Raw genomic sequence first — 26,920 nt, 5'->3', positions numbered from 1 at the left:
GGCCGGGGAAGGCTGGCGGGTCACCGCGTGGGCGGCGAGCGGGACGACGGTGAGGGCCAGCAGCCAGCCACCCAGGACGTCGGTCGGCCAGTGCGCCAGCAGCATGAACCGGGTCGCCGCGACGAATCCCGCAACGCCCGCCGCGACCGCCACGGTGACCGCCCGGCCGGTCGGACCGAGCCGGGGCCAGAGCAGGAGTACGGCCACCAGTGCCGCCGCTGCGGCATTGCTGGTGTGCCCGCTGGGGAAGCCGTTGCTGTCCACCACCACGAACCCGTCCACCGGGCGGGGGCGGTGCAGCAGCCAGTGGGCCAGCCCCCAGAGCAGCGGGACAACGGCGGTCACGATGGCACAGAACAGCGCCGGACGCCGTTGCCGGCGGGCCAGCAGCCCCAGCGTGGCCACCGCCCCGGTCAGCAGGTACGCCCAGGTGGCGGCGATGTCGGTGGCGACCCGGAGCACGTCGATCAACCCGGGCCGGTCGGTGCCGTACGACCGCAGCGCCTCGCTGACCGCCGTGTCGGCCCGTTCCAGGGGTGGCCAGCCGGTGCCGACGAGCAGCAGCAGCACCACGAAGGCGACGCCGGCGACGAGGGGTACGACGAGCGGCAGGCGGGCGACCATCGGTGCATGATGGCACGTCCGGGCCGGTGCCGCCCCTGCTCCGCGCCGACGGTGGGCGGTACCGGCCGATCCAGCCGGTGACGACCGGCACCGGGCCGGCCGAATCGGCGACGGCGCCAGGCCGGTGACGACGGCTGGACGGGCCGGCCCCGGTACACCGGGCGTGGCCCGCGACGTCGGACGTGGCAGGCTGGTGCGGTGACCGGGGGTGACGGCGGCGAACTGGCGGCCACGCTGCAACGGATCGAGCGGGCAGCGGGGGCGCTGGCGACCGCGAGCGTGGCCCGGATGGAGGAGAGCCTGCCCTGGTTCCGGGACCTCCCGGCCGACCAGCGGTCCTGGGTGATGCTGGTCGCCCAGGCCGGCGTCCGGTCCCTGGTGCAGTGGCTGCACGACGGCGGTGGAGTCACGGACAGCCCGCAGGAGGTCTCCGACGAGGTCTTCGCCACCGCGCCCCGGGCCCTGGCCCGGTCGATCAGCCTCCAGCACACGGTGGCCCTGATCAAGGTGACCATCGACGTGGTCGAGGAGCAGGTCCCGCATCTCGCCGCGCCCGGCGAGGAGCAGTTGCTGCGCGAGGTGGTGCTCCGCTTCTCCCGGGAGATCGCGTTCGCCGCCGCCCGGGTGTACGCCCGGGCCGCCGAGACCCGGGGCGCGTGGGACGCCCGGTTGCAGGCGCTGCTGGTGGACGCGCTGCTGCGGGGTGACTCCCCGGACGTGCTGGCCAGCCGGGCGGCGGCCCTGGGCTGGTCGGATGCGCCGCCGGTGGCGGTCGCGGTGGGCCGGTCGCCGGGCGGGGACGTGACCGCCGTCCTGCACGCGGTGCACCGGCTGGCCCGACGGCACCGGCTGGAGATCATCGGCGGGGTGCACGGGGACCGGCTGGTGGTGGTCTTCGGTGGGGCGCCCGATCCGCTGGCCACGACCGACCGGCTGCTGCCGGCGTTCGGTACCGGCCCGGTGGTGGTGGGTCCGGCGGTGCCGACCCTGGACGAGGCGACCGACTCGGCGCGGGCCGCGCTGGCCGGTTTCCGGGCCGCACCGGCCTGGCCGGACGCACCGCGTCCGGTGCCGGCGGCGGACCTGCTGCCGGAGCGCGCGCTGGCCGGTGACTCCGAGGCCCGCCGCCGGTTGCGCCAGGACGTGTACGCCACCCTGGTCCGGGCCGGCGGGGAACTGCTGGAGACCCTCGACGCGTTCTTCACCGCCGGGGGTGTGCTGGAGAGCGCCGCCCGGGCGCTCTTCGTCCATCCGAACACGGTCCGTTACCGGCTGCGCCGGGTCGCGGACGTCACCGGCTTCTCCCCGCTGGCCCCGAGGGACGCCTTCGCCCTGCGGATCGCGTTGACCATCGGCCGGCTCGACCCGGCGGTCCCGCTGACGCCGGGGCACGCCTGAGGGGCGCAAAGGTAGGGTTTCTCCTGTTGACGGCGCCGACCGGGCGAGGTTCTTGTAGGAACCCCACAAAGGTTCTAGTGCGGATTGGTGACTCACCACAGCCACATGACCGGTCGGTATCCCTCAGAGTCTTAGGGGTGCTCGCCGTACTCTCCCCTGGTCAAGGTTCCCAGAAACCCGGCTTCCTGACCCCGTGGCTCGACCTGCCCGGGGCCGGGGCGCGACTGCGCTGGTGGTCGGCGCTGGCCGGAGTGGACCTGGTGCACCTCGGCACGGCAGCCGACGCCGACGAGATCAAGGACACCGCGCGCACCCAGCCGCTGCTGGTGGCTGCCGCGCTGCTCGCCGCGGAGCACCTCCCGATGCACGACGTGGCGCTCACCGCCGGGCACAGCGTCGGTGAACTCGGCGCCGCCGCCCTGGCCGGCGTACTGCCCGCCGAGTCGGCGGTCACCCTCGCCGGGCTCCGGGGCCGGGAGATGGCGGCGGCCTGCGCCGTCGAGCCCACCGGCATGGCGGCCGTGCTCGGCGGTGACCCGGACGAGGTACTCGCCGCGCTGGCGGCCCACGGACTCACCGCCGCCAACCGCAACGGCGCCGGTCAGATGGTCGCCGCCGGACCGGTGGACGCGCTGGACAAGCTGGCCGCCGAACCGCCGGCCCGGGCCCGGGTGATCCGGCTCAAGGTGGCCGGCGCGTTCCACACCCCCTACATGGCCCCGGCCGAGCAGGCCCTCGCGGCGGTGGCCGCCGGCATCACCCCGGCCGACCCGGGCCGCGTCCTGCTCTCCAACCTCGACGGGTCGACCGTCGAGCACGGCCGGGAGGTGGTGCAGCGGCTGGTCCGCCAGGTCACCGCGCCGGTCCGCTGGGACCTGTGCATGCGTACCCTCGCCGACCTGGGGGTGACCGCGGTGATCGAGCTGCCGCCGGCCGGTACCCTCGCCGGGTTGGTCAAGCGGGAGCTCAAGGGCGACGGCCTGCCGGAGATCGTCACCCTGAACACCCCGGACGACCTGCCGGCGGCCCGGGACCTGATCGCCCGGCACGGCGGGCCGGCCCGCCACCGCCCGGCCGCACCGTTCCGGGTCGTGCTGGCCCGGTCGGCCGGTACCTTCACCCCGACGGACGGGCTGGCCGAGGGCGGGTACGTCCGGTCCGGCCAGGTCGTCGGCCAGGTGACCACCCGGCAGGGCGCGGTCGAGGTGACCGCACACGACAGCGGCGTGCTCACCGAGTGGCTCGCCCACCACGACGACCCGGTCGCCCCGGGCCAGCCGCTCGCCCGTATCGGAGGACAGCACGTATGAGCCTGGGAAGTCGGATCGTCGCCCTGGGGCACTACCAGCCCTCCCGGGTGGTGACCAACGACGAGATCGCCCAGCTGGTGGAGACCAACGACGAGTGGATCCGGGACCGGGTCGGCATCGTCAGCCGGCGGATCGCCGACTCGGAGACGGTGGCCGACATGGCCACCGTGGCCGCCGGCAAGGCGCTGGCCAACTCCGGGCTGGCCCCCACCGACATCGACATGATCGTGGTCGCCACCTGCACCTCGGTGGACCGTAGCCCGAACGTGGCCTGCCGGGTGGCCGCCAAGCTCGGCATCCCCGCGCCGGCCGCGTTCGACCTGAACACCGCCTGCTCCGGCTTCGCCTACGCGCTGGGCACCGTCGACCACGCGATCCGGGCCGGCGCGGCCCGGCACGCCCTCGTCATCGGTGCCGAGAAGCTCTCCGAGTTCACCGACTGGACCGACCGCTCGACCTGCATCATCTTCGCCGACGGCGCGGGCGCCGCGGTGGTCAGCGCCACCGCCGAGGGCGAGCCCACCGGCATCGGCCCGGTGGTCTGGGGTTCGGCCCCGGAGAAGGGCGACGCGGTACGCATCGAGGGCTGGCGGCCGTACATCGCGCAGGAGGGCCAGTCGGTCTTCCGCTGGGCGACCACCGAGCTGGCCCCGCTGGCGCTGGCGGCCTGCGAACGGGCCGGCGTGACCCCCGGCGAGCTGGCCGCGTTCGTGCCGCACCAGGCCAACACCCGGATCATCGACGGCATCGCCAAGCGGCTCGGCATTCCCCAGGCGATCATCGCCAAGGACATCGTCGAGTCCGGCAACACCTCGGCGGCCAGCGTGCCGCTGGCCCTGTCCAAGCTGGTCGAGCGGCGGGAGGTGCCCTCGGGCGCCCCGGTGCTGCTGTTCGGCTTCGGCGGTGGCCTGACCTACGCCGGTCAGGTCGTCCGCTGCCCCTGATCCCCGGCCCCGGAAACCGGGACCGGTCCGGGCGGCCCCGCCGCCCAGAGCAACCAACCATTGGGAAGGAACCACCAGAATGACCCGTGAGGAGATCACCACCGGCCTCGCCGAGATCCTCGAAGAGGTTGCCGGGGTGAACCCGGAGGACGTGGCCGAGGGGAAGTCCTTCACTGACGACCTCGACGTCGACTCGCTCTCCATGGTGGAGGTCGTGGTGGCTGCCGAGGAGAAGTTCGGCGTCAAGATCCCGGACAACGAGGTGCAGAACCTGAAGACCGTCGGCGACGCTGTCTCCTACATCCTGGCGCAGTCCTGATCATGAGTCGTACCGACGTCGTCGTCACCGGGCTCGGCGCGACGACCCCGCTCGGCGGGGACGTCGCGTCGACCTGGGACGCCATGCTGGCCGGCCGCTCCGGGGTGAGTGCGCTCACCCAGGAGTGGGCCGGCCAACTTCCCGTCCGGATCGCCGCCCAGCTGGCCGTGGAGCCGGCGGAACTGCTCGACCGGGTCAAGCTGCGCCGGTTGGACCGCTCGGAGGCGATCGCCCTGATCGCCGCCCACCAGGCGTGGGCCGACGCGGGACTGACCGACGCGGGGCTCGACCCGGAACGCCTCGCGGTCAGCGTGGGCTCCGGCATCGGTGGCGCCACCACCCTGCTCAACCAGGACGACATCCTGGAGGCCTCCGGGCCGCGCCGGGTCTCCCCGCACACCGTGCCGATGCTGATGCCCAACGGTCCGGCCGCCTGGGTGGGCCTGGAACTCGGCGCCCAGGCCGGGGTCCACTCGGTCGCCAGTGCCTGCGCCACCGGCGCCGAGGCGGTCGCCCTCGGGCTGGACATGATCCGCGCCGGCCGGGCCGACGTGGTGGTGGCCGGTGGTACGGAGGCGGTCATCCACCCGCTGCCGATCGCCGGGTTCGCCTCCATGCGGGCCATGTCGACCCGCAACGACGATCCGGAGCGGGCCTCCCGCCCCTGGGACAAGGCCCGGGACGGCTTCGTCCTCGGTGAGGGCGCCGGCATCCTGGTACTGGAACGGGCCGACCACGCCGCCGCCCGGGGGGCCCGGGTCTACGCCCGGCTCGCCGGGGCGGGTCTCACCTCCGACGGGTACGACATCGTGCAGCCCCACCCCGAGGGCAAGGGGGCGATCCGGGCGATCAACCGGGCCATCGCCGACGCCGGGGTGGACCGTCGGGACATCGTCCACGTCAACGCGCACGCCACGTCGACCCCGGTGGGCGACCTGGCGGAGATCATCGCGCTGCGGGCCGCGCTCGGTGACCACCCGGTGCTGACCGCGACCAAGTCGATGTCCGGGCACCTGCTCGGCGCGGCCGGTGCGCTGGAGTCGATCGCCACGATCCTGGCCATCCGGGACGGCGTCGTACCGCCGACGATCAACCTGGACGACCCGGACGACGGACTCGACCTGGAGGTGGCCGCCCACAAGCCACGCCACATGGAGATCCCCGCCGCGCTGAACAACTCGTTCGGCTTCGGTGGCCACAACGTGGCCCTGGTCTTCACCCGCCCCTGAGGTGTAACAGGTGTAAGGAAGGGCCCCTTCTTATCGCTTTCGGTATAGGAAGGGGCCCTTCTTAACGCCCGGCACCCGGTGACGTGACGCCCGGCGCCGCAGCCCTGCCGCGCGCCGTGGCCGATCGGTGTACGGCGCCGGCAGCCACTAGGGTGGGGACCGCCGAACCCTGCGAGGAGTACGCGTGGAAGCCACCGAGATCCGCAAGCTCGCCGCCCTGGAGGACACCCACTGGTGGTACCGGGAACGTCGGGCCCTGCTGGCGCGGGCGCTGCGCCGGCTCGCCGACGCCGGGCAGCGGCCGGGTCCGGCGTTGGACATCGGCGCGGCCGGTGGTGGCAACACCCGGGTGCTGCGCAACCACGGTTGGCGTCCGGTGGCGCTGGAGTACAGCCCCGAGGGCGCACAGGTCGCCCGGGAACGGGGACTGAACGTGATCCGGGCCGACGCCCGTAACCTGCCGCTACCGTCGGACAGCCTCGACCTGGTGGTGGCCTTCGACATCCTCGAACACTTCGACGAGGATCATCTCGCCACCGCCGAGATGTACCGGACGCTCCGGCCCGGCGGTACGGCGCTGATCGCCGTACCCTGCGACATGCGGCTCTGGTCGGCGCACGACGTGGCGGTCGGGCACGTCCGCCGGTACGACCGCGAGTCGCTGCGGGCGGTGGTGGAGAAGGCCGGCCTGGTGGTCGACGAGCTGTGGAGCTGGAACGTGGTGCTCCGCCCGGTCGCCGCCTGGCGGCGCCGGAAGTCGACCGGGAGCGACCTGGACGACCTGCCCGCCGTGGTCAACCTCGGTCTGCGGGCGATCATCACCGCCGAGCGGTACCTGCCGGTGAAGTCGCTGCCCGGGGTGTCGCTGATGCTGCGCGCCCACCGCCCGGCCGGGAACTGAACGGGGCGGTCTGGCACTGCGGTACCGCAGCCCCCACAGCTTGTACAATTTACTGTACGCCGGATTCGGGAGGCATTATGCGCACCGTTCCCTACTCACAACTACGACAAAACCTAGCCAAAATGCTCGACCACGTCGTGGACGACGCCGAGGAGGTGGTGGTCACCCGCTCCGGCCGCGAGGCCGCTGTCATCATCTCGCTACGTGAGTACGAGTCACTGAAAGAAACGGCGTACCTGATGGCCAGCCCTGCCAACGCGCGCCGTCTGAACGAAGCCGTCGAAGAGCTACGCAGCGGGGGTGGAGAGATACACGACCTGATCGACCCCGAGGCCAGTCCAGGCGAGGCGTCGGCAGCGTGAAGGTCCAGTTCGCCAGCCGGGGGTGGGAGGACTATCTGGCCTGGCAACGGGATCGCCAGATGCTCAGGCGGGTGAACACCCTGATCGAGGACATCCGACGCAACGGGCACCAGGGCATCGGTAAGCCAGAACAACTCCGCGGCAACTGGTCCGGATTCTGGTCGAGACGCATCGACCAGGAACACCGCCTGGTGTACCGGATCGTTGACGACACAGTGCAGATAGCGCAGTGCCGCTACCACTACGAGTGACACAGCCGATACCGAGCAGTCCGTACACTCCCGCCGGGCCGCCGTCGGACGGCACCTCAGACCACGCCTCGGTCCTGCGAACCACGAGAGCGCAGTTCAACCACGAGATCACCGCATGGAGTGGGGCACTGGGTCGCGTCGACCCGGCTGGTGGGCATGGTTGCGGTACTCCGCTGCCGTACCGCAACTACGTGGTCGTCAGGTGACGCCGATGCTAGTGGCGAGTTGGGTGATCGTCGTCGGGGCGCGTCGGTCGCGGGCGACCTGGGCGACGATCTCCCGGGCGGCTGGTCGGTGGTGGATCTCGGCCGGTGCGGTCCGTTCGGCGTCGACCAGCAGCCGGCCGGCGTTGACCGGGTCGCCGGCCAGCAGGTACGCCCGTGCCGCGTCGACCAGGTGCGCGGCGCGATGCTCGGCGGCCAGCCAACGCCAGCCGTCCCGCCCGGTGGTCTTCTCGTGCCAGACGATCGCGTCGTCCGCGTGCCCCAGGTCGACGGCGGCGGTCACCCGGGCCAGGTCCACCGCCGTCGGCCCGAACCCGGTCCGATGATGGTCGTGCCCGTCCCCCACCCGGGCGGCCAGGTCGGCGGCCTCCCCGAGCAGCCCGACACTGACCTGGTCGTCGCCGGAGTCGGCCGCTGACAGGGCCGCTTGCACCAGCAACGTCCCGCACAACGACACCTCCGATGCAGGGCCGCCGTCGAGGTCGGGCGGGGCGATCCGGTACGCCGCCCTCCGCAACACCGACACCGCCACCCCGGACCGGCCGGCGGCCCGTAACACCTGCCCGAGCTGCACGGCAGCGGCAGCCACCCGCACCCGATCACCGGCCGCGACCGTCATCGCCCGATCAGCGGCCAGCCACGCCAGATCCACCACGCCCAGCTTCACCAACACCGCCGCCGTCACCCGGTACATCTCCACCAGCAGCGTCCTGCCTGATCCCGGACGATCGGCGTGGACGCGCTGCGCGGCGGCCAGAAAGCCGGGCAGAAACGTCACCACCTGCGGGTAACGCGCGTACTGGAAGGCCGTCCACGCGTGCCCGACACTGGCGGCCACCTGGTCGACGGACAATCCCGCTTCATTTGCCGGCGCGGTGTCGTACGCGGACAACACCACCCCGACCAGTTCCACGCCCCCGGGCTGCTCGACCACCGTCGTCGGCTGGCCGTCCCGGCCCAGTAGCACGGCGGCATCGATCCGCAACACCCGCGCGATGTCCTCGATCGTGGACACCCGATTCAACGACCGCACACCCCGTTCGACCTTGTCCACCCAACTCTTCGACTTCCCCAACCGATCGGCCAACACCTGCTGCGACAACCCCCGCCGCCCACGCCAGTACGCCACCCGCCGACCAATCGGCAACAACTCAATGCTGTCCACGACGCCACCGCCGATCCGGCACCGCCCGCGTCGTCTCCTCCGCCGGTACCCGATCCGCCTCAGCCTCGGCGAGAAGCCGCCGCTTCGCCGCCTCGTGCTCCTCGGCCTGGACCTGCTCGCCCCGGCTCTGCGGAGACTCGCGCTGCATACCATCCACCTACGTCCTCCCACAAGATGGCGCGATGGTGGCAGCCTGATGACCGATCACCGCCGCGCCAGGTTGAAGAGCGCCGTACCGGTGCTGACGGGTCCGCACCTGTCACGCCCGTGACTGAAAGTTACGAGCAATGACCAGGTGCGACGGTGATAATTTGTACCTCTGCGACTACTACCAGTTCATGCCCATCGCCAGCGCCAACTCCCGCGCATCTTCGCCGGTGGTACCGCGCCGGCTGGTCAGCTCCAGAGTGGCCGCCCGCGCGAAGGGGTTGAACCTGACGGTATCCGCGCTCTCCCGCAGACCACGACCGAGCAGATGCACGGCGGCGATCTCCTCACGACGTGCCAGATGCGCGCGGGCCGCCTCGATCAACGCTGCGGCTCGCCGAGTCCGGGATGGCAACGCCGAGTAGTCGATGACAGCCGCACGCCGGATGGCCTCACCCGGCCGGCACAGGTCCGCCTCCATCGTCGCTGCGGACACCGCGCAGACCGTCTCCCCGAACATCAACCAAGGATGCACATATCCGCTGCCGAGTCTCCTGGCCGACTCGTCGGCGAGGTCCCAGGCTCGCCACGCCCGTCCCGTCCGACCGGCCTTGCTGTGCCCGAGCGCCGTCCCCAGGTGCAGCAGCCCCCGCAGGGCAAGCGAGTTGTGCCCACCGTCGGGATCGACAAGAGGCAGCGAGTCCATCAGCACCTGCTCGGCTGCGTCTGTCATGTTCGACGAGCGGTACACGTGGGCGTAGTACCAGGCAGCAGCAGCAATGGCACACGGATCGTCAGCATCCTGCGCGGCGGCCATCGCCCGGTCTGCGGCGAGCCACACCAGCTCCGGATGCGGCTGGTGGGCGAGGTACAACTGAACGAGATGGTAGACACGGGCCAACTCGACCAAGGCCAGCCGCCGCTCGCCACCTTCCAGCCGTCGAGCGCTGCGGCGCGCGTCGTCAAGCAGGCCGGGCAACACTTCCGCTACAGCAGTCCGCTCCGTACTGGACCCATGCCAGATTCGCCACGCCTGGTCAACCAGGGCGGTCAACGCCTTGGAGGATGTCGGCTCGCCCACCGGGACGGTCGAATGCTGGATGGCCGCAGCGATCCGGCCAACCTCCGAGTGTCCGGCCCGGGTGACGGAAGCGACCGGCATGGATTGGTCGCCCGTCAGATCAGCCAAGTCGGAAACACCGAGAACTTCAGCGAGACGAAGCAGCATCGGCAAGCGGGGAACGAGCAGGCGACCGGTCTCCAGCGCCTTAACCCACTCACCGCTACGGCCGACCAGCCCGCCCAGGACCGCTCTCGTCTTGCCCGCCCGCTCACGGTGGGCACGAAGGCGGGCACCAAACATCTCGGCATCGCTCATGACGTCTCCCCGGTCAGCGGGCTCGGCAGCGCCCCACCCCTTCCCTGGCGGGCCACCACTTCGGACGGTACACCGGCCAACTACCGGACATTCCATACTCACCCGCCGCCTGGCTGACCTGATTCTCTGGGAGGTATCCGGCCAGGCACACGCCTGGAAAACGATCGGGTCTCCGCACATTCATGTCCCGCGGAAGAGGCCGAGCGTGCCCAGATGACGATGCTCTGCGTTTTGCAGGACACCCAAACGCGACTCACCAAATCCCCACATCACCAAGCGCTGCCTCCCCACCGCTCAACGCCACCGCCACCGCGGACCAGGTCGCCGCTGTCCACCCGCCATCATCTCCGCCACCAATCTGCACAAAGTAGACGAAAGCCTCGAAGCCACCCGTCGTCCGACGAGGGCGGCGGGGTCGACGTCGACGGCACCGCCAAACTCGCATGCCTCGTCCAAGCAGTCGCACGATCGGCAACTCCTGCGCCGAGCTCAAGACCACATGCGGCATCCTTTCGTTGACGTCCTACTGGCCGGACAGGCTCTCGCTTGGCTCACGCCACGCCAAACGAACCTCGGGATGGATCTCCGGCTTGCAGGTCCAAGGTGTTGTGTCCAGAGGAGTCCTGTCAGCGTCACTGGCTTCGGCATGCCGGACGGATCGACGCCTTCCGCAGTTGACCTTTCCGGCCGCCCGCACTCTTGGCGGAACAATCTCGCCCTCGGCGGGGGATGTCCATCACCGAGCAACAGCCGTACGCTTACTCGGGTGATGGATTCCGATGTGGACAAGAGGCCGTTCGCAGAGCCCACGGACCTCGCTCCCCCTAACCATTGGTCAGATCCCGAGCAGCGCCTTTGGTCTTCCTTCCGCCGAGGCCAAGAGCTCAACCTGCACGGGGTCAACCCGGTAACTACCAACGTGGCCGGCCCTGACCACTGGGGTCCAGATAAGACAATACGGGCAGAAGTTCTAGCCAGCCTCCTTCTCCACAGCCCACCGCAAGAACCGGGCCGCCCCAATCGACTGATCTTGTCTGGGGCGAGAATCTCCGGTCGACTAGACCTCGGCTGCAGCAAGGTTGCCCCCTTTTCTTTGATTAATTGCCTCCTTGAGGAAGAACCGATTCTCAATGACGCGTCCGCGGAATTCGTAGGCTTCACGAGCTGCCTACTCCCCGGCCTTTCCGCCGTGCGCATGACATGCAACGGCCCCGTCTGGGTTACACGATGCAAGATCGCGGGAAACGTAGATCTAGAAGATGCGAACATTACCGGCGATGCAGTCTTCCGCGAAACCAGCTTTGAGACCTCTTCTCGACAGTTTTCAATCGATCTCGGCGGTGCACGCATTGCGAGCGACCTGGCACTTGATCGAATAAACGCCAACCAGGCCATCCATTTTCACAATGCCTCTATATCTGGCGACATAACCTTCACGGGCGCCACAATGAATTGCCCGGGAGAGTGGGCAATTTCCGGAAAACAGGCGGTCGTGGGGGGGTCCATTTTTTTCACCAAGAACTTCCGCTGTAACGGAGCAGTGAACCTGGAGGGCGCGAAGGTCGACGGCCAAGTGGTTCTAGTTGGTGCCCAAATCTTACGGCCGGATGACATTGCCCTAGACCTAGACCACATATCGATCAGACTAGGCGCTAAAGCAGACCGTGCAAGATTCGAAGGTACTATACGCCTACACCATGCCCATATTGGCTGCCAGCTCTCATTATCCGAGGCTCAGATAATAAGATGCGGAGGCAAGAAGGCGATCTTAGCGGACCACATGATCGTAGATGGCTCAGTAGAGATGGAGGGCGGATTTCGCTCCGAGGGCCTGATACATATGCACGGCGCCAAGATTGAGTGCAATCTATCACTTGCGGAGTCGCGAGTGTTGACGGACAAAGGGCCGGCATTTACGCTAGACGCCGCTACAATTGGCGGGGCACTGTTCGCAAACAACTGTGAACTGCAAGGATATCTCGATCTTGAAGGGGCGACGATTATCGGGCCCGTCAGCTTAAAGGCGGCAAAGCTTACCACAAACAGCTCTCTGGCCCTCGATCTTCGCCGCGCCGATGCGCGCGGAGGAATTTTTGCAACAGAAGGGTTTAGTGCGCAGGGCATGATCTCTCTAGCCGACGCAAAAGTCGCTGTTGGTATAGATTTCAGCGATGCGCGGATCACCCATTCAAGAAAGAAAGCACTGGACTCGGCTGGGCTCTCACTCACGGGCAACTTTGTTTGCAATCGAATCGAAGTTGACGGCCTCGTCGATCTAGCCGCTGCCGCCATCGACGGCGATGTCAGATTCGCAGATGCCACCCTAACTGGCGTCCCCTTGGAAGAGGCTTCGAGGGGAACCGAGATTGACCCATTCAGGGGAGGCGACTGGCGGGGAGCCTCGCTGCGCGCCACCGCCAGCAAGGTAAGCGGTGATTTCAATCTGCGCGGAGCACGCTTTACCCAGTCCCTTGTGCTTGATTCTGCCACCGTACAGCGGGCCGTCCATCTTGACTCAAGTCGACTTGAGGGTGAAGAATCCACCGCTCTAGCCGCACGTTTTTTCCATGCTGCGATGCTAAGCCTGAGACTCAAGACACGGCCAACGGGAGCAGTATTATTAACCTCGGCCACCATTGGAACGATCGTCGACGACGCCAACTCCTGGCCCGAGGAAGCTCCGATTGCACTCGATGGCCTCCGCTACGAATCCATCGACACTGAACTCACCATCAAGGACCGCCTTCGGATTCTGCGGCAAGCAACGCCCAGCTACACTCCCCATCCGTACGAGCAACTAGCATCACAACTTTCAGCTTCCGGTCAGGACGACGACGCAAGGAAGGTACGCCTTGCTGCAATCCGACGCTCCTACGAAGCGTCACGTCTACCGATTCGCGCTTGGGGCAAGACGCAGGACGTGGTTGTAGGATACGGCTACGCCCCTTTCCGAGCATTGCTGATATTTCTGGTTCTCTTCGCAGGTTCAGCTTTGTGGTTCACGTTCGCCCCTCTTGCGTGCGACGACCCCGGCATGGAGGACCTCCCGCTCTGCCCAATTAAGTCCAACGAGCACCCAACCTGGGATGCCTGGCTTTACTCGGCAGATCTTCTTATTCCGCTAGTAAATCTAGGGCACGAGAATTCATGGGACCCTACAGGCATCTCCAAGATGGTTACCTCAGTCCTGATCATCGCTGGATGGATTCTCACGACAACTATCGTCGCGGCAGCAGGACGTTCTCTGCGAGGCCGTTCATAGCGAAACGCCGTGATGTAACCCACCCCAAAAAGGGAACAGATACGCGACCACACCTCGCCTCGCCAGCCGATCCCCGAGCCGACGAAAGGCATCCTCGATCGCGGCATGGTCCAACAGCGGGTCATCGAAGCTCACGCGACGTTCAACTCCTGCGCCGACACGTACACACCACGACGACGGAACGCCGCTGGCGCGTGCACCACCGCGTCAACCCGGGCGGCCCGGGTGTTGAAGGGAAACCAGAAACGCCGCAGCGACCGCGTCTCGACCCACCATGGCGCACCGCGCCCGTCCTTGGCCGCCAGATGCTCGGTCAATGCTGCGAGGAACACGTCCCAGTGCTCGTCCCCGGTAGGAGATGGTTCCTGTTCCAGCAGACCAGCGCGCATCTCAGACGGTTCCCATCGGTACTCTTCCAGGAACTCCGCCACCAATCGCCACCGTCGCGTCTCGTCAGTGCCGACAAGCAGGGCACCCAGGCGCACCACCGTCAGTGGCTCATACCTCGCAGCACGCTCCCTCACACCCCCGACGGTAGTACACAAGGAGGCGGATCTGCGGAGCTGACGGGATTCACGCACCTGACCCTCTCGATGCGAACTGGCGGCAAAGCGTTCGGATGAGGCATCGTCAGGTGACGCCGAGGCTGGTGGCGATCTGGGTGATCGTCGTCGGGGCCCGTCGGTCGCGGGCGACCTGGGCGACGATCTCCCGGGCGGCTGGTCGGTGGTGGATCTCGGCCGGTGCGGTCCGTTCGGCGTCGACCAGCAGCCGGCCGGCGTTGACCGGGTCGCCGGCCAGCAGGTACGCCCGTGCCGCGTCGACCAGGTGCGCGGCGCGATGCTCGGCGGCCAGCCAACGCCAGCCGTCCCGCCCGGTGGTCTTCTCGTGCCAGACGATCGCGTCGTCCGCGTGCCCCAGGTCGACGGCGGCGGTCACCCGGGCCAGGTCCACCGCCGTCGGCCCGAACCCGGTCCGATGATGGTCGTGCCCGTCCCCCACCCGGGCGGCCAGGTCGGCAGCCTCACCGAGCAGCCCGGCGGCAGCACGGTCGTTGCCGGAGTCGGCCGCTGACAGGGCCGCTTGCACCAGCAACGTCCCGCACAACGACACCTCCGATGCAGGGCCACCATCGAGGTCGGGTGGGGCGATCCGGTACGCCGCCCTCCGCAACACCGACAGCGCCACCCCGGACCTACCAGCAGCCCGTAACACCTGCCCGAGCTGCACCGCAGCCGCAGCCACCCGCACCCGGTCCCCGGCCGCGACGGTCATCGCCCGGTCGGCGGCCAACCACGCCAGATCCACCACACCCAGTTTCACCAACGCCGCCGCCGTCACCCGATACGCCTCCACCAGCAACGCCCGACCCGACACCGGACGATTAGCGTGGACGCGCTGCGCGGCAGTCAGCAGACCCGGCAGGAACGTCACCACCTGCGGATAACGACCGTGCTGAAACGCCGTCCACGCATGCTGCACGCTGGCCGCCACCTGGCCGACGGACAACCCCGCCTCATTTGCCGGCGCGGTGTCGTACGCCGACAACACCGCCCCGACCAGCTCCACACCGCTGGACTGCTCGACCACGGTCGTCGGCCGGCTGTCCCGACCCAGCAGCACGGCGGCATCGATCCGCAACACCCGCGCGATTTCTTCGATCGTGGACACCCGATCCAACGACCGCACACCCCGTTCGACCTTGTCCACCCAACTCTTCGACTTCCCCAACCGATCGGCCAACACCTGCTGCGACAACCCCCGCCGCCCACGCCAGTACGCCACCCGCCGACCAATCGGCAACAACTCAATGCTGTCCACCACGCCACCGCCGATCCGGCACCGCCCGCGTCGTCTCCTCCGCCGGTACCCGATCCGCCTCAGCCTCGGCGAGAAGCCGCCGCCTCGCCGCCTCCCGCTCGGCGGCCTGCACCTGCTCGCCCCGGCTCTGCGCAGACTCGCGCTGCGTACCGTCCATCCACGTCCTCCCTGGGAGGGCGCGACACCCAGCGCATTGCGCGCTGGTTTCGCCGTCACACCCGTGACTGGAAGTTACGACCAGTCACCATGTGTGACGGTTATGGTTCGTACCCCTGCCCGCCAGGGGCTGCCGACGTCCGGTTGCCACCGGTCAGCAGACGAGCCCCACCTTCAGGGCGAGATCGCGTGCCTCATCACGCGTCGAACGTGGCCCGTCGAGCAGGTCAAGAGTTATCTGACGGGCATAGCCGTTGAAGCGGACCGTCTCCGGCGCCGAGTCGTACGCCTGCCGTAGGCTCCGCACGGCTGCCGCGCTGTCGCCCTTGCCGTAGTGTCCGCGCGCCACCTCGACAAGATGCCGGGCACGTCGTGGCCGTGATGGGATGGCTGCGGGGTCGAGTCGTTTGGCCTGCCGCACCGCCTCACCGGACTTCTGCAACTCGACCGCGACCGTCACTGCGTGCGCAGCCATGATGGCCCGTGAGAACGAGGTCTGCGGCTGGTGGAATCGCACGGGAAGGCGCTGCGCGATGGCGTCCGCCCGGTCCCAGTACCGCCATGCCCGACCTTCTTCGCCCGCCCGCGCGGCAACATACGCAGCCTCGAAGTTCAGGGCGCCCACCAACGCGAGAAGATTCACGTTGGTCGGCTCTTCGTTCGTTCGCGTCTGCAACGACGATATGAGTTCGACGGCGGTCCTCATGGCGGTGTCCCAGTCACCCGTGTCCCGGTGGACCTGACACAGGAACCAACCCGCGCGGGCCATCGCCTCCGGATCACCCGACTCCTGCGCTGCCACCATCGACCGGTCAGCGGCGCGCCAGATCAGCTCAGCGGCAGGCTGGTAGGCAAGGAACATCTGGGCCAGACCGAGCGTCTCGGCCAGCAGCGCTTGCGCCCGGCGACGGTCGTCACCCTCGTACGCCAGCGCGGCGCACTGGGCGTCCCTGAGCAGGTCCGGCAGGAGGGCACCGAGCACGGTGCGATGATCCGACGCTTCATGACGCGCCCGCCAGGCTGCGGTAAGGCGTTCCCTGATCTGCGGTAACGGCTGAGCAGCAGCTTCACTGGACAGCGCGAAGCGGTTGACGGCATCACGGACCGAGGCGAGCGCAGGATGTTCCGGCCCATTGACCACGGCCGACCGATCGCACAACTCACCGACCAGAGCGGACACATCGACCTTGAGAGCGCGGGCGATCCGGTCCAGCATGTGAACACGCGGCGGCAGGAGGCGATCATTTTCCAGGGCCTTCACCCACTCGGCGCTACGGCCGACCAGCCCGCCCAGCACCGCCCGGGTCTTGCCGGAACGCTCCCGGTAGAGCTTCAGACGCTGCCCGAAGGTCAGCTCTGGCATGGAGTCCATCCCGACCTCCTCCTGGCACGACACGCAGCCGAAGCATGGCGCCACCGCACCCACGGTACTCATGGCCGTCGGTTCTGGTAACCCTCCACGCCGCCCGACCGGCTGTCGCGTCGTCCTCGTGAGTCCGCGAACGCTGGCTTGTGGCTTATGGACTGCATCTAGGCAACCCACCACCAACCGTCTCCGAGATAACGCACCGGTTGCCCCATGTCACCAGCCGCAGTGGCGATCAGCGTGTCCGTTCCCGGCGAAGTCGGGAAGTACCCGATACCCACCCCACTTTCAGCGCGCCAGTCCTGCCATACCGGCAGATACAGTGCGCTATCTCGCTTATGGGCCCGTCCGTCAATGGACAGGTGCCGGAGCCGCCAGGGCAGGACGGAAGCAGACGGCAACTGACCGTTGCGGTAACGTGCAGCCAGCTCAGCCAACTGATTCCGGTGCAGGTGGAACTGGCTGTCCACGTACGTTCGTTCCCAATCGGTGGTCCACAGGAGCAGTCCGCTCCCAAGCGCGACAACCAGGACACCGGCGGCCCAGCCGTACGCCCGCCGTCGCAGCAGCACGATGAGGGCGAGCACTGATCCACTCCCGGCCGACAGCCAACACGCAGCCAGTGCCAGGAGAGCGAGCAGCGAAATCGCGTCAATCAGCGGATACATCAGGTAGCAACAGGCCACCAGCAGAAGCCATACGCCCACCACTCCGAGCAGAAACCGACGGTTATGCGTGGTACGGGAAGATCCCTCGGTAACCGGCACCGCGACAGTCTGGCAGGTTGCCGAAGGCATCCCGTTGAGTTTGCGCTCAGCGACATCCAGTCTTCCACCGGCCCGGCCACCCACCGCAGGCAAGCGAGAATCGATTGGCATAGTGGGGCGGTGCCGAACCTGGACTTCTACGCTGCGGAAGACGACTGGTCCGCGGTGCTTCAAGCCGTGTTCGACCTGGGGCTGTTCCGCGTCTTCGAGTCCGACTCGCGACACGACCACGAGCTGCGCGAGTTCCGGACCATCGACGAGGTGGCTCCGGATCACCATGGGCAGCACCTGCAACTGCTGGTCGTCGGCGCCGGACCGGACCCAGTGGCGAAACGCATCGACTTCCTTCCGGGGGTCTCCGACGCCACCTTCCGATACACCTGCGAAGGCTGGGGCCTCATCCAGTTGCACTACGGCGGAGCCTTCGGAGCACACGAGTTGCGCTGGAGTCACACCAACCACAACAGCGAGAAGCGCGCGTCAGCCTGGGCACCAACCCTGCGCCACCTGGGTGATCCCGCCGCGTGGGACTGGTCAGCCGTCACCAGCGCCTCCAGCAGGCTGAACCGGGCGATCCGCCGGATGGCAGTCGACAAGATCCGCTCACACCCGGTGCTGCCGCACGCCGCACAGGTCATCGCGGAAGCGAGCCTGCGATACGAGTACGGGATCGGTCTCCACTCGACGCCAGTGTCCGGCATGACACCCTAGTTCCAACGCACCCGATCGACCGTTTCCCCGCAGCCCAGGGCGTCGCAAGGCACCGTCGGCCCTGCCGGGCGGGTGGTCGGACCGGTCGGGTCGCGCGGGTACCCCGCCGCGCCACCCGACCGGTCCGGCCACCGGGCTACTGGTACGTCGGTACCGCCTCCCGGGCCATGGTCACCGCGCCGAGCAGGGCGGCGTCGTCGGCGAAACCGGAGAGCACCAGCTCCGGCGGGTGCGGCAGGACCTCGGCGAGCCGGTCGGCGAGCAGTCCCCGGATCAGGTCGCTGCCGGCCACCCCGCCGACCAGGACGACCCGTCGGGGGTCGAGCAGCAGGCAGCAGGTCGCCAGGTGCCGGGCCAGCTCGTCCACCCGGGCGAGCAGGGCGTCCCGCGCCGGGCCAGGGGTCGCCGCGTGGGCGCCGAGCCCGGCCGCCCCACCGGGGATGCCCAGGGACCCGGCGAGCTGGTCCAGCGCCCGACCGGAGAAGACCGATTCCAGCATGGTGCCGGGGAAACCACCGGTCGGGGCGTACCCGATCTCGCCGGCCGCGCCGTGCTGCCCGGCGACCACCCGGCCGCCGACGGTGACCGCCGCCGCGACCCCGGTGCCGAGCCCGACGACCAGGCCGGGGTCGGCGTCGCGCAGCGCGCCGAGGCGCAGTTCGGCGAGGGCGGCGGCGTTCAGGTCGTTGGCCACCGGCACCAGTGTCACGCCGAGCCGGTCCCGGACCGCGTCGGCCAGCCGCAGCCGGTCCCAGCCGGGTACGTTCGGCGCCAGGTCGACACCGTCGGAGTGGACCACGCCCGGCGAGGCCACCCCGGCCGCCAGCAGCGGCCCGCCCGGCCCGGTCTGTCCGACCAGGGTCGCGGCCAGGTCGAGGGCGCGGTCCAGGGCCTGCACGGCACCCTTTTCGGCGTACGTCGGGACACGCTCGCGGGCCAGCAGCCGGCCCTGGAGGTCGGCCACCCCGACGGCCATCTTGGTACCGCCGAAGTCGATCCCGAGCAGCCGCCCGCCCGACGGCGAAGCGTCCCGCTGTCCGGGCTCGACCCGCACCTCCACCGGGCTGCCGAGCCCTCTCACCGGCCGGCCCGCTGGGCGGCGACCGCGTCGAGCGCGGCGTCGGCGTCGGCCAGCCGGCGGCGTACCCCGGCCAACCGTTCCGCGACCGCGTCGAAGGTGCCGCGCAGCGTGCCCACCTGGGCCCGGACGGCGGCGGCGCCGGGGCCGTCGACCTGGGCCCGGTCCAGCACCAGTTCGGGGCGGACCGCGGCGGCGATCAGGTCGGCGACCGCGGTCTCGGTCAGCGGTTCGGTGCCGACCTCGGCGGCGGCCGAGCGGACCCCGTCGGCGGTCCAGGTGTCCGGCGCGCCGGCCCGGACCAGCCGGCCGACCACCGAGTGGGCGGCCCGGAACGGTACCCCGTGCCGGGTGAGCGCGTCGGCGGCGGCCGTGGTGGTCGCGCCGGAGGCGACGATCTCGGCGGCGGACGGCGGTTCCAGCGGTTCCAGTTCGGCGAGGAAGCCGCCGAGCAGGGCGAAGAACCGGTCCGTCCGGTCGCAGCTGTCCCAGAGCCGGACCTGCACGTCGGTGGTGGCGTTGTTGGAATCCTCCCACCAGGCCGCGCCGACGTTGTTGAGCACGGAGGCGGCGTCGGCGGCGGTGGCCCCGGCCATCGAGACCAGGTGTTCCAGTACCACCGGGTTGCGCTTCTGCGGCATGATGCTGCTGCCCTGGGTGAAGTCACCGGGGGTGACCACCCAGCGCCAGGTGAGCCAGTCCATCAGGGTGCGGGCCAGCCGGGCGCCGGTGGCCAGTGACTGGGCGTTGAGGGTACCCACCCGGACCAGGTGGTCGGCTCCGGCGACCGCCTCGTACGAGTTGGTCACCAGCCCGCCGAAGCCGAGCAGCTCGGCGACCCGGGCCGGGTCGATGGCCAGGTCGGTGCCGGCGAACGCGCACGAGCCGAGCGGGGACACGTTGAGCTGGTCGAGCAGGTCGGCGTAGGCGACCGCCTCCCCGGCGAGCGCCTCGGCGTACCCGGCCAGCGCGTGACCGATGGTGGTCGGCTGGGCGGGGCGACGGTGGGTGTACCCGGTGATCACCACGTCGGCGTACCGGTCGGCCTTCTCCAGGGCGGTCGCCCCGGCGGCCAGGACCCGGTCGAGCACCCCGATCAGCTGCCCGCGCAGCACCATCCGGAACACGCCGGCGTCGAGGTCGTTGCGGCTGCGGGCGAGCTGCACGTCGAGTTGGCTGGTGGGTACCCCGCAGGCTGCGGCGAGCCGCTTCTCCACCAGGTAGTAGACGTCCTCGAAGCTGCCGTCGTACGCCGGGGCGGGTGCCCCGTCGGTCCACAGCTCGTGCAGCCCGCGCAGCAGTCGCGCCCCCCGGTCGGCGGGGATCAGCCCCTGCTCGGTGAGCATCACCACGTGCGCCTGGCTGGCCCGCACCATCGGGGCGAACAGGTAGCCGACGTGGTGGTCGTACGTCGGGCGCAGGTGGTGCTGCTGGTAGGTGGTCAGCTCGGGTGTGCTCACGGCAGGTCCTTAGCTTTCTTCCAGGCCGAGCAGCCGTTCGGCGTTGCCGGCGAAGATCGCCCGCAGGTGGTCGTCGGGCATGCCCAGCTCGCGGCAGATGCGCAACTGGTCGTCGAGGTAACGGGTGACGTAGCCGCGCGGGAACCAGGAGGAGTCGCTACCGAAGACGATCCGGTGCGGTCCGATGGTTTCGTAGCAGCGGCGGAACAGGTCGTCGAGGCTGAGCCGGTACGGCATCCAGCGCACCCACTGGTTGGAGCCGGAGGTGTCGACGTGGATGTTCGGGCAGCCCCAGGCGGCGAAGAACAGCTCCTTGACGTGCTGGACCCCGAAGTGCGGGACCACCACGGCCAGTTCCGGGAACCGGCGGGCCATCCGGGCGAGCTGGTCCGGGTGGTCGTACCGGCCGGCGGGCAGCCCACCGGCGCTGCCGTAGTGCCCGATGTGGATCAGTACCGGTACCCGCAGCCGCTGGGCGGTGGCCCACAGGTCGTCCAGGGCCGGGTCGTCGAGGCCGCCGCGCAGCAGCGGGGCGAAGAGTTTCAGCCCGCGCAGTCCCCGCTCCACCACGGCCCGTTCCAGTTCGGCGGCGGCGCCGGGGGCGAACGGGTCGTGGTGGGCCAGGCCGAGCATCAGGTCGGGGTGCCGGTCCACCACGTCGGCGAGGGCGTCGTTGCCGCCGCCGGTGACGAAGACGGCCCGCCGGATCCGGTGGGTACGCAGCTCGTCGGCCCACCGGTCGGCTTCGGCGTACCGGTCCGTCATGGGTGGTTCCGGGTCGCCGAAGCCCCAGGCCCGGCGCCACTGTTCGGCGTACGGCGCGGAGCCGGCGGCCCGGACCGCCCGGTCGTGTCCGTCGCCGGGGTGCATGCCGGCATCGTGTTCGCAGGCTCTGACGGTCGGGTCCGCGCCGAGCTGGAAGTGCAGGTGGAAGTCGACGACGTCCAGTCCCCGGTGCTCCGTCATCCGGCCTCCCCGGGCAGCGGCCCGGCCGACCCAGGGTCGTCGGGCAGCGGATCGTCCGGCAGCGGGTCGGCGGTGGGCTCGGCCGGCGGCGGCGCGGCCAGCCAGGCGTCGACGATCTCCCGCAGCCGGGTACCGGCCAGCTCCCGGACCCGCCGCCCGGCCGGCTCGTCGGCCAGCGAGATGTGCCCGGACCAGCCCTGCCACGGGTCGGGTCGGGACTCGACCAGCACGTACGGGTGGGTCACCGGCAGCTTCGGCTTCGGTGGCAGGTCGGTCACCGCGTCGAGGCGTACCGCGTCGGGGTCGAAGCCGAGCACCCCGGAGGTCTCGTACGCCCCGCCGTGTCCCCGGGCCGGCAGGTCGCCGTAGATCCCGGTGGTCTCGGTCGGGGTGACCAGCTGGAACCAGTTGACCAGCAGCAGGCTGGCCCGGTGCTGGCCGGAGACCCACTCCATGGCGGCCCGGACGGTGGACATGTTGGCGTCGTGGCCGTTGACGATCAGCAGTCGGGGGAACCCGGCGGCGACGATCCCGGCGATCACGTCGGCCAGGTAGCCGACCGCGATCTCCGGGCGGACCGCCACCGTGCCGGGCCAGGGGCGGGTCTGTCCCGGGCAGGCCGCGTACGGTACCGCAGGGAAGAGCACGCCCTTCGGGCCGTCGGCGGCGCCGCTCTCGGCGGCGAAGCCCTCGGCCAGGATCAGGTCGGTGCCGAGCGGCAGGTGCGGGCCGTGCCACTCGACGGCCCCGACCGGCAGGACGGCGAAGTCCGCCGCCCGGGTCACCGCCGCCAGTTCGCCGCCGGGGATCCGGGTGGCCGGGGCGAGTCCGCCGCCGGTCGGCCAGTGCGTGGCCGCCACCTGCGGGTCGCCCGGCCCGGCCGGGGCCGCGTCGTTCAGCCCGGCCGGGGCCGCGCCGTTCAGTTCGTCCATGCCGCGGCCTCCCGGGAGGAGCGCCGGCCGGTCTCCAGCCGACCGGAGACCACCATCACCACGAAGATCAGGACGACCTGGAGCATGCCGTACGCGGCGGCGGTGCCGACCTCGAACGAGTACATCCGGTTGTTGATCTCGACGGAGATCGGCGCGGTGCTGGAGGTGTAGATCAGCACCGAGGCGACGAACTCGCCCACCCCGTGCACGAAGGCCAGCAGCGCACCGGCGAGCACGCCGGGGAGCATCAGCCGCAGGGTGACCGTGCCGAACGCCCGCCACCAGGAGGCACCGAGGTTGCGGGCGGCCTCCTCCAGCGACGGGTCGATCTGGGCCAGGGTCGCCGAGCTGGACCGGAAGACCAGCGGCAGGAACCGGACGAAGTAGGCCAGCGGCATGATCCAGAAGGTGCCGATCAGGACCTGGCCGAAGCTGAACGCGTTGCCGGTGCTGAACGCCGAGATCAGGTTGATCGCCACGACCGTGCCGGGCAGCGCCCAGGCCAGCATGACCGCCACGTCGAGCAGGCCACGTCCGACGAAGGTCAGCCGGCGCACGGCGTACGCGATCAGCACGCCGACCGCCACGCAGCCGACGGTGGCGATCAGGCTCATCTGCAACGAGTTGAGGATCGGGGTGAACGCCCTCGGCTCGGTGAAGATGGTCCGGAAGTTCTCCGTCGTGTACCGGCTGGGGATCACCTCGGTGGTCCACGAGCCGTCGGCGGAGAAGGCGACCAGCGCGATGGTGGCCACCGGGGCGAGCAGCACCACCGTGGCCAGCACCGAGCCGATCAGGGCGAACCAGCGGCCGAACGGGTTGGTGATCTCCCGGCGGTGCGCGGCGACGCCCTTGGACTGGGAGCGGTAGCTGCGCCGCCCCTCGTACCAGCGCATGCCGAGCAGGAACAGCACCGAGACCACGCCGAGCACGGAGGCGTACGTGGAGGCCATCGGCAGGTCGCCGTTGGTGCGGTTGATGTAGATCTGCATGGTCATCGTCTGGTCCACGCCGAACAGAAGCGGGGCGGTGTACGACGCCAGCGAGGTCATGAAGACCAGCAGCGAGGCGGAGACCAGCGCCGGGGTGAGCATCGGCAGCAGGACGGTACGCCAGACCCGGACCCGGCCGGCGCCGAGGTTGTAGGCGGCCTCCTCCACCGACGGGTCCATCCCGGCCAGCGCGGCCGACGCGGCGAGGTAGAAGAACGGGTACATGGTGAAGGTGTGCACCACCAGCACCCCGGCGATGCCGCTGAACGGCAGCACCGGCTCGGCCGTACCGAAGAGCTGCTGGAGACCGCGCGGCAGGATGCCGGTCTCGCTGTAGAGCAGCTGGAAGGAGATCGCCCCGATCAGCGGCGGCAGGGCCGCCGGGACCAGGATGATCGCCTCGATCAGCCGGCGGCCGGGAAACGAGAAGCGCTTGAGCAGGAACGCCATCGCCACCCCGACGATCCCGCAGAGCAGCACGCTGGCCGCCGAGATGATCAGCGAGGTGATCAGGGAGGTCCGGGCGACCCCGTCGCCGGAGAGGAAACTGGCGTAGTTCTCCGCGCCGTCGGTGCCCACGCTCTCGAAGAACGTGGCCAGCATCGGCTGCACCACGTAACCCCAGAGGATCAGCGCGAGCGGCAGCACCAGCAGGTAGGGGAACCAGGTCGAGGTGGTACCGCCCCGGAACCGGTCGGCGAACCGGGACCGTCCGGGGTTCCCGGCGGGCCCGGGGTCGGCGGCGACCGGGGGGAGGTTGGCGGCGGTCGGGGCGACGGTCACGGCCGCACCACCCACATCCGGTTGGCCGGCAGGCGCAGCCCGATCTGGTCGCCGACGGCGAGTCCGGCCGGTACGTCCACGGCGGCGACCATGACCGCCTCCCCCGCCAGGTCGACGGTGAGGTGGGTGGCCATGCCGGTGAACTCCAGGTCGGTCACCCGGGCCGAGAGCGCACCGGCTTCGGTGGCCGCGCCGAGCCCGATGTGTTCGGGCCGGATCGAGACCAGCGCGGTGCCGCCGACGGTGAGGCCGTGGTCGGTCGGCGCGGGCACGGTGGTCTGGCCGCCGCCGGGCAGGGTGACGGTGACCGTGTCGGCGGTCGCGCCGACCACCGGCAGGGTGAGTACGTTGCTGCGGCCGATGAACCGGGCGACGAAGGTGTTCGCCGGCCGGTGGTAGATCTCCTGCGGGGTGCCGATCTGCTGCACCCGGCCGGATTCCATCACCGCGATCCGGTCGGACATCGCCATCGCCTCGGCCTGGTCGTGGGTGACGTAGATCGAGGTGATGCCGGCTTCCCGCTGGATCCGGCGGATCTCCACCCGGGTCTCCTCGCGCAGCTTGGCGTCGAGGTTGGACAGCGGCTCGTCGAGCAGCAGGGTACGCGGCCGGATGACCAGGGCCCGGGCCAGCGCGACGCGCTGCTGCTGGCCGCCGGAGAGTTCGTCGATCCGCCGTTCGGCGTACCCGCCGAGGTGCACCTGCTCCAGGGCCTCGGCGACCCGGCGGCGGCTCTCGTCCCGGCGCACCTTGCGGATCTTCAGTCCGTACGCGACGTTCTGCGCGACGCTCATGTGCGGGAAGAGGGCGTAGTTCTGGAACACCATGCCGGTGTCCCGTTTGTTCGGCGGGCGGCGGGTGACGTCCTCGGCGCCGAACCGGATCCGGCCCGACGTGGGGAAGTAGAACCCGGCCACCATCCGAAGGGTGGTGGTCTTGCCGCAGCCGCTCGGGCCCAGCAGGGTGAAGAACTCCCCGGCGCCGATGGCGATGTCGACGTCGTCGACCGCCGCGGTGTCGCCGGTACGCGCGAAGCGCTTGCTCACCGACTCCAGCGTGACATCGATCATGATGCCCTCTCCTCTATGCACTGCCGGGCCTGGACGGTTGCGGGTCGGAGGGTGGCCGGCAGCCGGCCTCGGACCCGGGGCGCCGGTGCCGGACCCGGGTGGTCGGCGGACCGGGCGCCGGTGCCGGACCGCGCGGGTCCGGCACCGGTGGGCCGACCGGCCGGAGCCGGTCGGCCACGCGTCAGCCCTTGTTCTTGATCTGGGAGTTCCAGTGGTTGATCCACTCGGTCTCGTTCTTGGCGATGACGTTCCAGTCGACGTCCATCGGCTTCAGGCCGAGGTCGGCCAGCCACTGCGGCTCGTTGGCGATCTTGATGGCCGGGATCTGGAAGTAGTCCTTGGCCAGGGTGGCGCGGAGCTGGTCGTCGAAGAGGAACTCGATGAACTTCTGCGCGCCGGCGGTGTTGCCGCCCTTGACGGCGGCGAGGCCGTCGACCAGGACCGGGGCGCCGGAGGCCGGCATCACGTAGCCGAACGGCATGTTCGACTGGTTGGCCTGGAGCAGGATGTCCTGGAGGTTCCAGGCGCTGAGCACGCCCTGCTGACGCGACATCTTCAGGTAGAGGTCGGTCGGGTTGGCGGCGTACGTGCCGGTGTTGGCGTCGAGCTTGCGCAGCCAGTCGTAGCCGGGCTGCGGGTTGCTGCCGTCCGGGGACTGGCGCTGGATCATCGAGGCGTAGATCGACCGCATGGTGCCGGACGCGGCCACGTCCCGGATGATGATCTTGTCCTTCCACTTCGGGTCGAGCAGCTCGTCCCAGTCCTTCGGCGCCTGCTCCGGGGTGAGCGCCTTGTTGTTGTACATGATGACCTCGGGCAGCAGGATCTCACCGAACCAGCGGCCCTCGGGGTCCTTGTACTTGGCGTCCATCTTGCTGGCGAAGGCCGGCTGCCAGGCGTGCAGCAGGTCCTCGCCGGCCCCGGCGGAGAGCCCCTGCTGGGTGCCGCCCCACCAGACGCTGGCCTGCGGGTTGGCCTTCTCGGCGCGGACCCGCTCCAGGATCTCCTGGGCGCCGAGGTTGAGCACCTCGACCTTGCCCTTGTACTCGGGGAACTTCCCGGTGAACTGCTCGACGACGTAGTCGGCGACCTTCTTGTCGCGGGCGGTGTAGATGACCAGCTTCTCGGCGCTCGCGCCGGCGGCGTCGGTCTTGCTGTCGTCGCTGGCACCGCCGCAGGCGGTACCGGCGGCGAGGACCGCGGCCAGCGCTCCGGCGAGGACAAGGCGACGTCTCATGGGAAACCTCCGAGGGGAAAGGGGAACTGTGTGGTGGGTCGGTCGGGTGTTACGGGGTGGGTAGGAG

General features: G+C 69.7%; 26 protein-coding genes. 10 read left to right on the top strand and 16 right to left on the bottom strand.

The genetic code is table 11. The features are described from left to right. A partial coding sequence (locus tag GSF22_RS09120; RefSeq protein WP_208812829.1) for a phosphatase PAP2 family protein occupies window positions 1-624 on the bottom strand: 624 nt, incomplete at its 3' end. Window positions 625-822: 198 nt separating this feature from the next. Here GSF22_RS09120 and GSF22_RS09115 point away from each other — a divergent pair. The 8 genes from GSF22_RS09115 (at window position 823) to GSF22_RS09080 (ending at window position 7,338) form a co-directional block, all read left to right on the top strand. Further along, a complete protein-coding gene (locus GSF22_RS09115) occupies window positions 823-2,022 on the top strand; it encodes a PucR family transcriptional regulator (RefSeq protein WP_208812827.1) in 1,200 nt (399 codons plus the stop codon). Window positions 2,023-2,159: 137 nt separating this feature from the next. Next, on the top strand, window positions 2,160-3,332 hold the full coding sequence (locus tag GSF22_RS09110) for an acyltransferase domain-containing protein (RefSeq protein WP_208812825.1): 1,173 nt from the start codon (window positions 2,160-2,162) through the stop codon (window positions 3,330-3,332). Further along, a complete protein-coding gene (locus tag GSF22_RS09105) occupies window positions 3,329-4,276 on the top strand; it encodes a beta-ketoacyl-ACP synthase III (protein ID WP_208812823.1) in 948 nt (315 codons plus the stop codon). The genes GSF22_RS09110 and GSF22_RS09105 overlap by 4 nt, the downstream gene beginning before the upstream one ends. Window positions 4,277-4,355: 79 nt before the next feature. Next, on the top strand, window positions 4,356-4,595 hold the full coding sequence (locus tag GSF22_RS09100; RefSeq protein ID WP_208812821.1) for an acyl carrier protein: 240 nt from the start codon (window positions 4,356-4,358) through the stop codon (window positions 4,593-4,595). 2 nt (window positions 4,596-4,597) lie between these two features. After that, window positions 4,598-5,824 carry a beta-ketoacyl-ACP synthase II gene (gene fabF, locus GSF22_RS09095; protein WP_208812819.1) on the top strand — a complete coding sequence of 409 codons (1,227 nt, stop codon included), beginning with the start codon at window positions 4,598-4,600 and terminating at the stop codon, window positions 5,822-5,824. 184 nt (window positions 5,825-6,008) lie between these two features. Beyond that, window positions 6,009-6,725, top strand: a complete 717-nt coding sequence (locus tag GSF22_RS09090; RefSeq protein WP_208812817.1) for a class I SAM-dependent methyltransferase — start codon at window positions 6,009-6,011, stop codon at window positions 6,723-6,725. Window positions 6,726-6,802: 77 nt separating this feature from the next. Then, on the top strand, window positions 6,803-7,087 hold the full coding sequence (locus tag GSF22_RS09085; protein WP_208812815.1) for a type II toxin-antitoxin system Phd/YefM family antitoxin: 285 nt from the start codon (window positions 6,803-6,805) through the stop codon (window positions 7,085-7,087). Beyond that, window positions 7,084-7,338 carry a Txe/YoeB family addiction module toxin gene (locus GSF22_RS09080; protein WP_208812813.1) on the top strand — a complete coding sequence of 85 codons (255 nt, stop codon included), beginning with the start codon at window positions 7,084-7,086 and terminating at the stop codon, window positions 7,336-7,338. Before GSF22_RS09085 ends, GSF22_RS09080 begins: the two co-directional genes overlap by 4 nt. A gap of 198 nt (window positions 7,339-7,536) precedes the next feature. Here GSF22_RS09080 and GSF22_RS09075 read toward each other — a convergent pair whose 3' ends face one another. The 3 genes from GSF22_RS09075 to GSF22_RS09070 all read right to left on the bottom strand — a co-directional run bounded on the left by GSF22_RS09075 (window position 7,537) and on the right by GSF22_RS09070 (window position 10,252). Then, window positions 7,537-8,727 carry a helix-turn-helix domain-containing protein gene (locus tag GSF22_RS09075; RefSeq protein ID WP_307803853.1) on the bottom strand — a complete coding sequence of 397 codons (1,191 nt, stop codon included), beginning with the start codon at window positions 8,725-8,727 and terminating at the stop codon, window positions 7,537-7,539. After that, on the bottom strand, window positions 8,714-8,875 hold the full coding sequence (locus GSF22_RS34605; RefSeq protein WP_244366786.1) for a hypothetical protein: 162 nt from the start codon (window positions 8,873-8,875) through the stop codon (window positions 8,714-8,716). The genes GSF22_RS09075 and GSF22_RS34605 overlap by 14 nt, the downstream gene beginning before the upstream one ends. A gap of 180 nt (window positions 8,876-9,055) precedes the next feature. After that, complete coding sequence (locus GSF22_RS09070) at window positions 9,056-10,252, bottom strand: helix-turn-helix domain-containing protein (protein ID WP_208812809.1); 1,197 nt, start codon at window positions 10,250-10,252, stop codon at window positions 9,056-9,058. A 766-nt stretch (window positions 10,253-11,018) separates the two neighbouring features. On the opposite strand from GSF22_RS09070, the gene GSF22_RS09065 reads away from it, so the two are divergent. After that, complete coding sequence (locus GSF22_RS09065) at window positions 11,019-13,514, top strand: hypothetical protein (RefSeq protein WP_208812807.1); 2,496 nt, start codon at window positions 11,019-11,021, stop codon at window positions 13,512-13,514. A 131-nt stretch (window positions 13,515-13,645) separates the two neighbouring features. On the opposite strand, the gene GSF22_RS09060 is transcribed toward GSF22_RS09065, so the two are convergent. The 5 genes from GSF22_RS09060 to GSF22_RS09040 all read right to left on the bottom strand — a co-directional run bounded on the left by GSF22_RS09060 (window position 13,646) and on the right by GSF22_RS09040 (window position 17,624). Continuing rightward, a complete protein-coding gene (locus tag GSF22_RS09060) occupies window positions 13,646-13,945 on the bottom strand; it encodes a hypothetical protein (RefSeq protein WP_208812805.1) in 300 nt (99 codons plus the stop codon). A 199-nt stretch (window positions 13,946-14,144) separates the two neighbouring features. Next, window positions 14,145-15,335, bottom strand: a complete 1,191-nt coding sequence (locus tag GSF22_RS09055) for a helix-turn-helix domain-containing protein (protein ID WP_307803852.1) — start codon at window positions 15,333-15,335, stop codon at window positions 14,145-14,147. Beyond that, the gene (locus GSF22_RS09050; RefSeq protein ID WP_208812803.1) at window positions 15,322-15,492 is read right to left on the bottom strand and encodes a hypothetical protein; all 171 of its coding nucleotides are present in this window, start codon (window positions 15,490-15,492) and stop codon (window positions 15,322-15,324) included. Before GSF22_RS09050 ends, GSF22_RS09055 begins: the two co-directional genes overlap by 14 nt. Before the next feature lie 153 nt (window positions 15,493-15,645). Continuing rightward, window positions 15,646-16,863 carry a helix-turn-helix domain-containing protein gene (locus tag GSF22_RS09045; protein ID WP_208812801.1) on the bottom strand — a complete coding sequence of 406 codons (1,218 nt, stop codon included), beginning with the start codon at window positions 16,861-16,863 and terminating at the stop codon, window positions 15,646-15,648. Window positions 16,864-17,021: 158 nt separating this feature from the next. Continuing rightward, window positions 17,022-17,624 (bottom strand): hypothetical protein, encoded by a 603-nt coding sequence (locus tag GSF22_RS09040; RefSeq protein WP_208812799.1) that lies wholly within the window; start codon window positions 17,622-17,624, stop codon window positions 17,022-17,024. Between the two features lie 120 nt (window positions 17,625-17,744). Here GSF22_RS09040 and GSF22_RS09035 point away from each other — a divergent pair, with 120 nt between their 5' ends. Further along, window positions 17,745-18,335 (top strand): hypothetical protein, encoded by a 591-nt coding sequence (locus GSF22_RS09035; protein ID WP_208812797.1) that lies wholly within the window; start codon window positions 17,745-17,747, stop codon window positions 18,333-18,335. A 136-nt stretch (window positions 18,336-18,471) separates the two neighbouring features. On the opposite strand, the gene GSF22_RS09030 is transcribed toward GSF22_RS09035, so the two are convergent. The 7 genes from GSF22_RS09030 to GSF22_RS09000 form a co-directional block, all read right to left on the bottom strand. Beyond that, a complete protein-coding gene (locus tag GSF22_RS09030) occupies window positions 18,472-19,416 on the bottom strand; it encodes an ROK family protein (protein WP_307803851.1) in 945 nt (314 codons plus the stop codon). Continuing rightward, window positions 19,413-20,873, bottom strand: coding sequence for an argininosuccinate lyase (locus GSF22_RS09025; RefSeq protein ID WP_307803850.1), 1,461 nt, complete (start codon window positions 20,871-20,873; stop codon window positions 19,413-19,415). Before GSF22_RS09025 ends, GSF22_RS09030 begins: the two co-directional genes overlap by 4 nt. Window positions 20,874-20,882: 9 nt before the next feature. Then, window positions 20,883-21,839, bottom strand: coding sequence for an amidohydrolase family protein (locus GSF22_RS09020; protein WP_208812795.1), 957 nt, complete (start codon window positions 21,837-21,839; stop codon window positions 20,883-20,885). Then, window positions 21,836-22,771: a creatininase family protein gene (locus GSF22_RS09015; protein ID WP_208812794.1), complete on the bottom strand. Its 936-nt coding sequence runs from the start codon at window positions 22,769-22,771 to the stop codon at window positions 21,836-21,838. Before GSF22_RS09015 ends, GSF22_RS09020 begins: the two co-directional genes overlap by 4 nt. Further along, window positions 22,759-24,546, bottom strand: a complete 1,788-nt coding sequence (locus GSF22_RS09010) for an ABC transporter permease (RefSeq protein WP_208812792.1) — start codon at window positions 24,544-24,546, stop codon at window positions 22,759-22,761. Before GSF22_RS09010 ends, GSF22_RS09015 begins: the two co-directional genes overlap by 13 nt. Beyond that, window positions 24,543-25,616: an ABC transporter ATP-binding protein gene (locus GSF22_RS09005; RefSeq protein ID WP_208812790.1), complete on the bottom strand. Its 1,074-nt coding sequence runs from the start codon at window positions 25,614-25,616 to the stop codon at window positions 24,543-24,545. The genes GSF22_RS09010 and GSF22_RS09005 overlap by 4 nt, the downstream gene beginning before the upstream one ends. 181 nt (window positions 25,617-25,797) lie before the next feature. Continuing rightward, window positions 25,798-26,853 (bottom strand): extracellular solute-binding protein, encoded by a 1,056-nt coding sequence (locus tag GSF22_RS09000; protein ID WP_208812787.1) that lies wholly within the window; start codon window positions 26,851-26,853, stop codon window positions 25,798-25,800. Between the last annotated feature and the right edge of the window lie 67 nt (window positions 26,854-26,920).

This window comes from Micromonospora echinofusca (assembly GCF_017614955.1).
Lineage (GTDB): Bacteria > Actinomycetota > Actinomycetes > Mycobacteriales > Micromonosporaceae > Micromonospora > Micromonospora echinofusca_A.
This window is presented reverse-complemented; position numbering and strand designations above follow the sequence as displayed.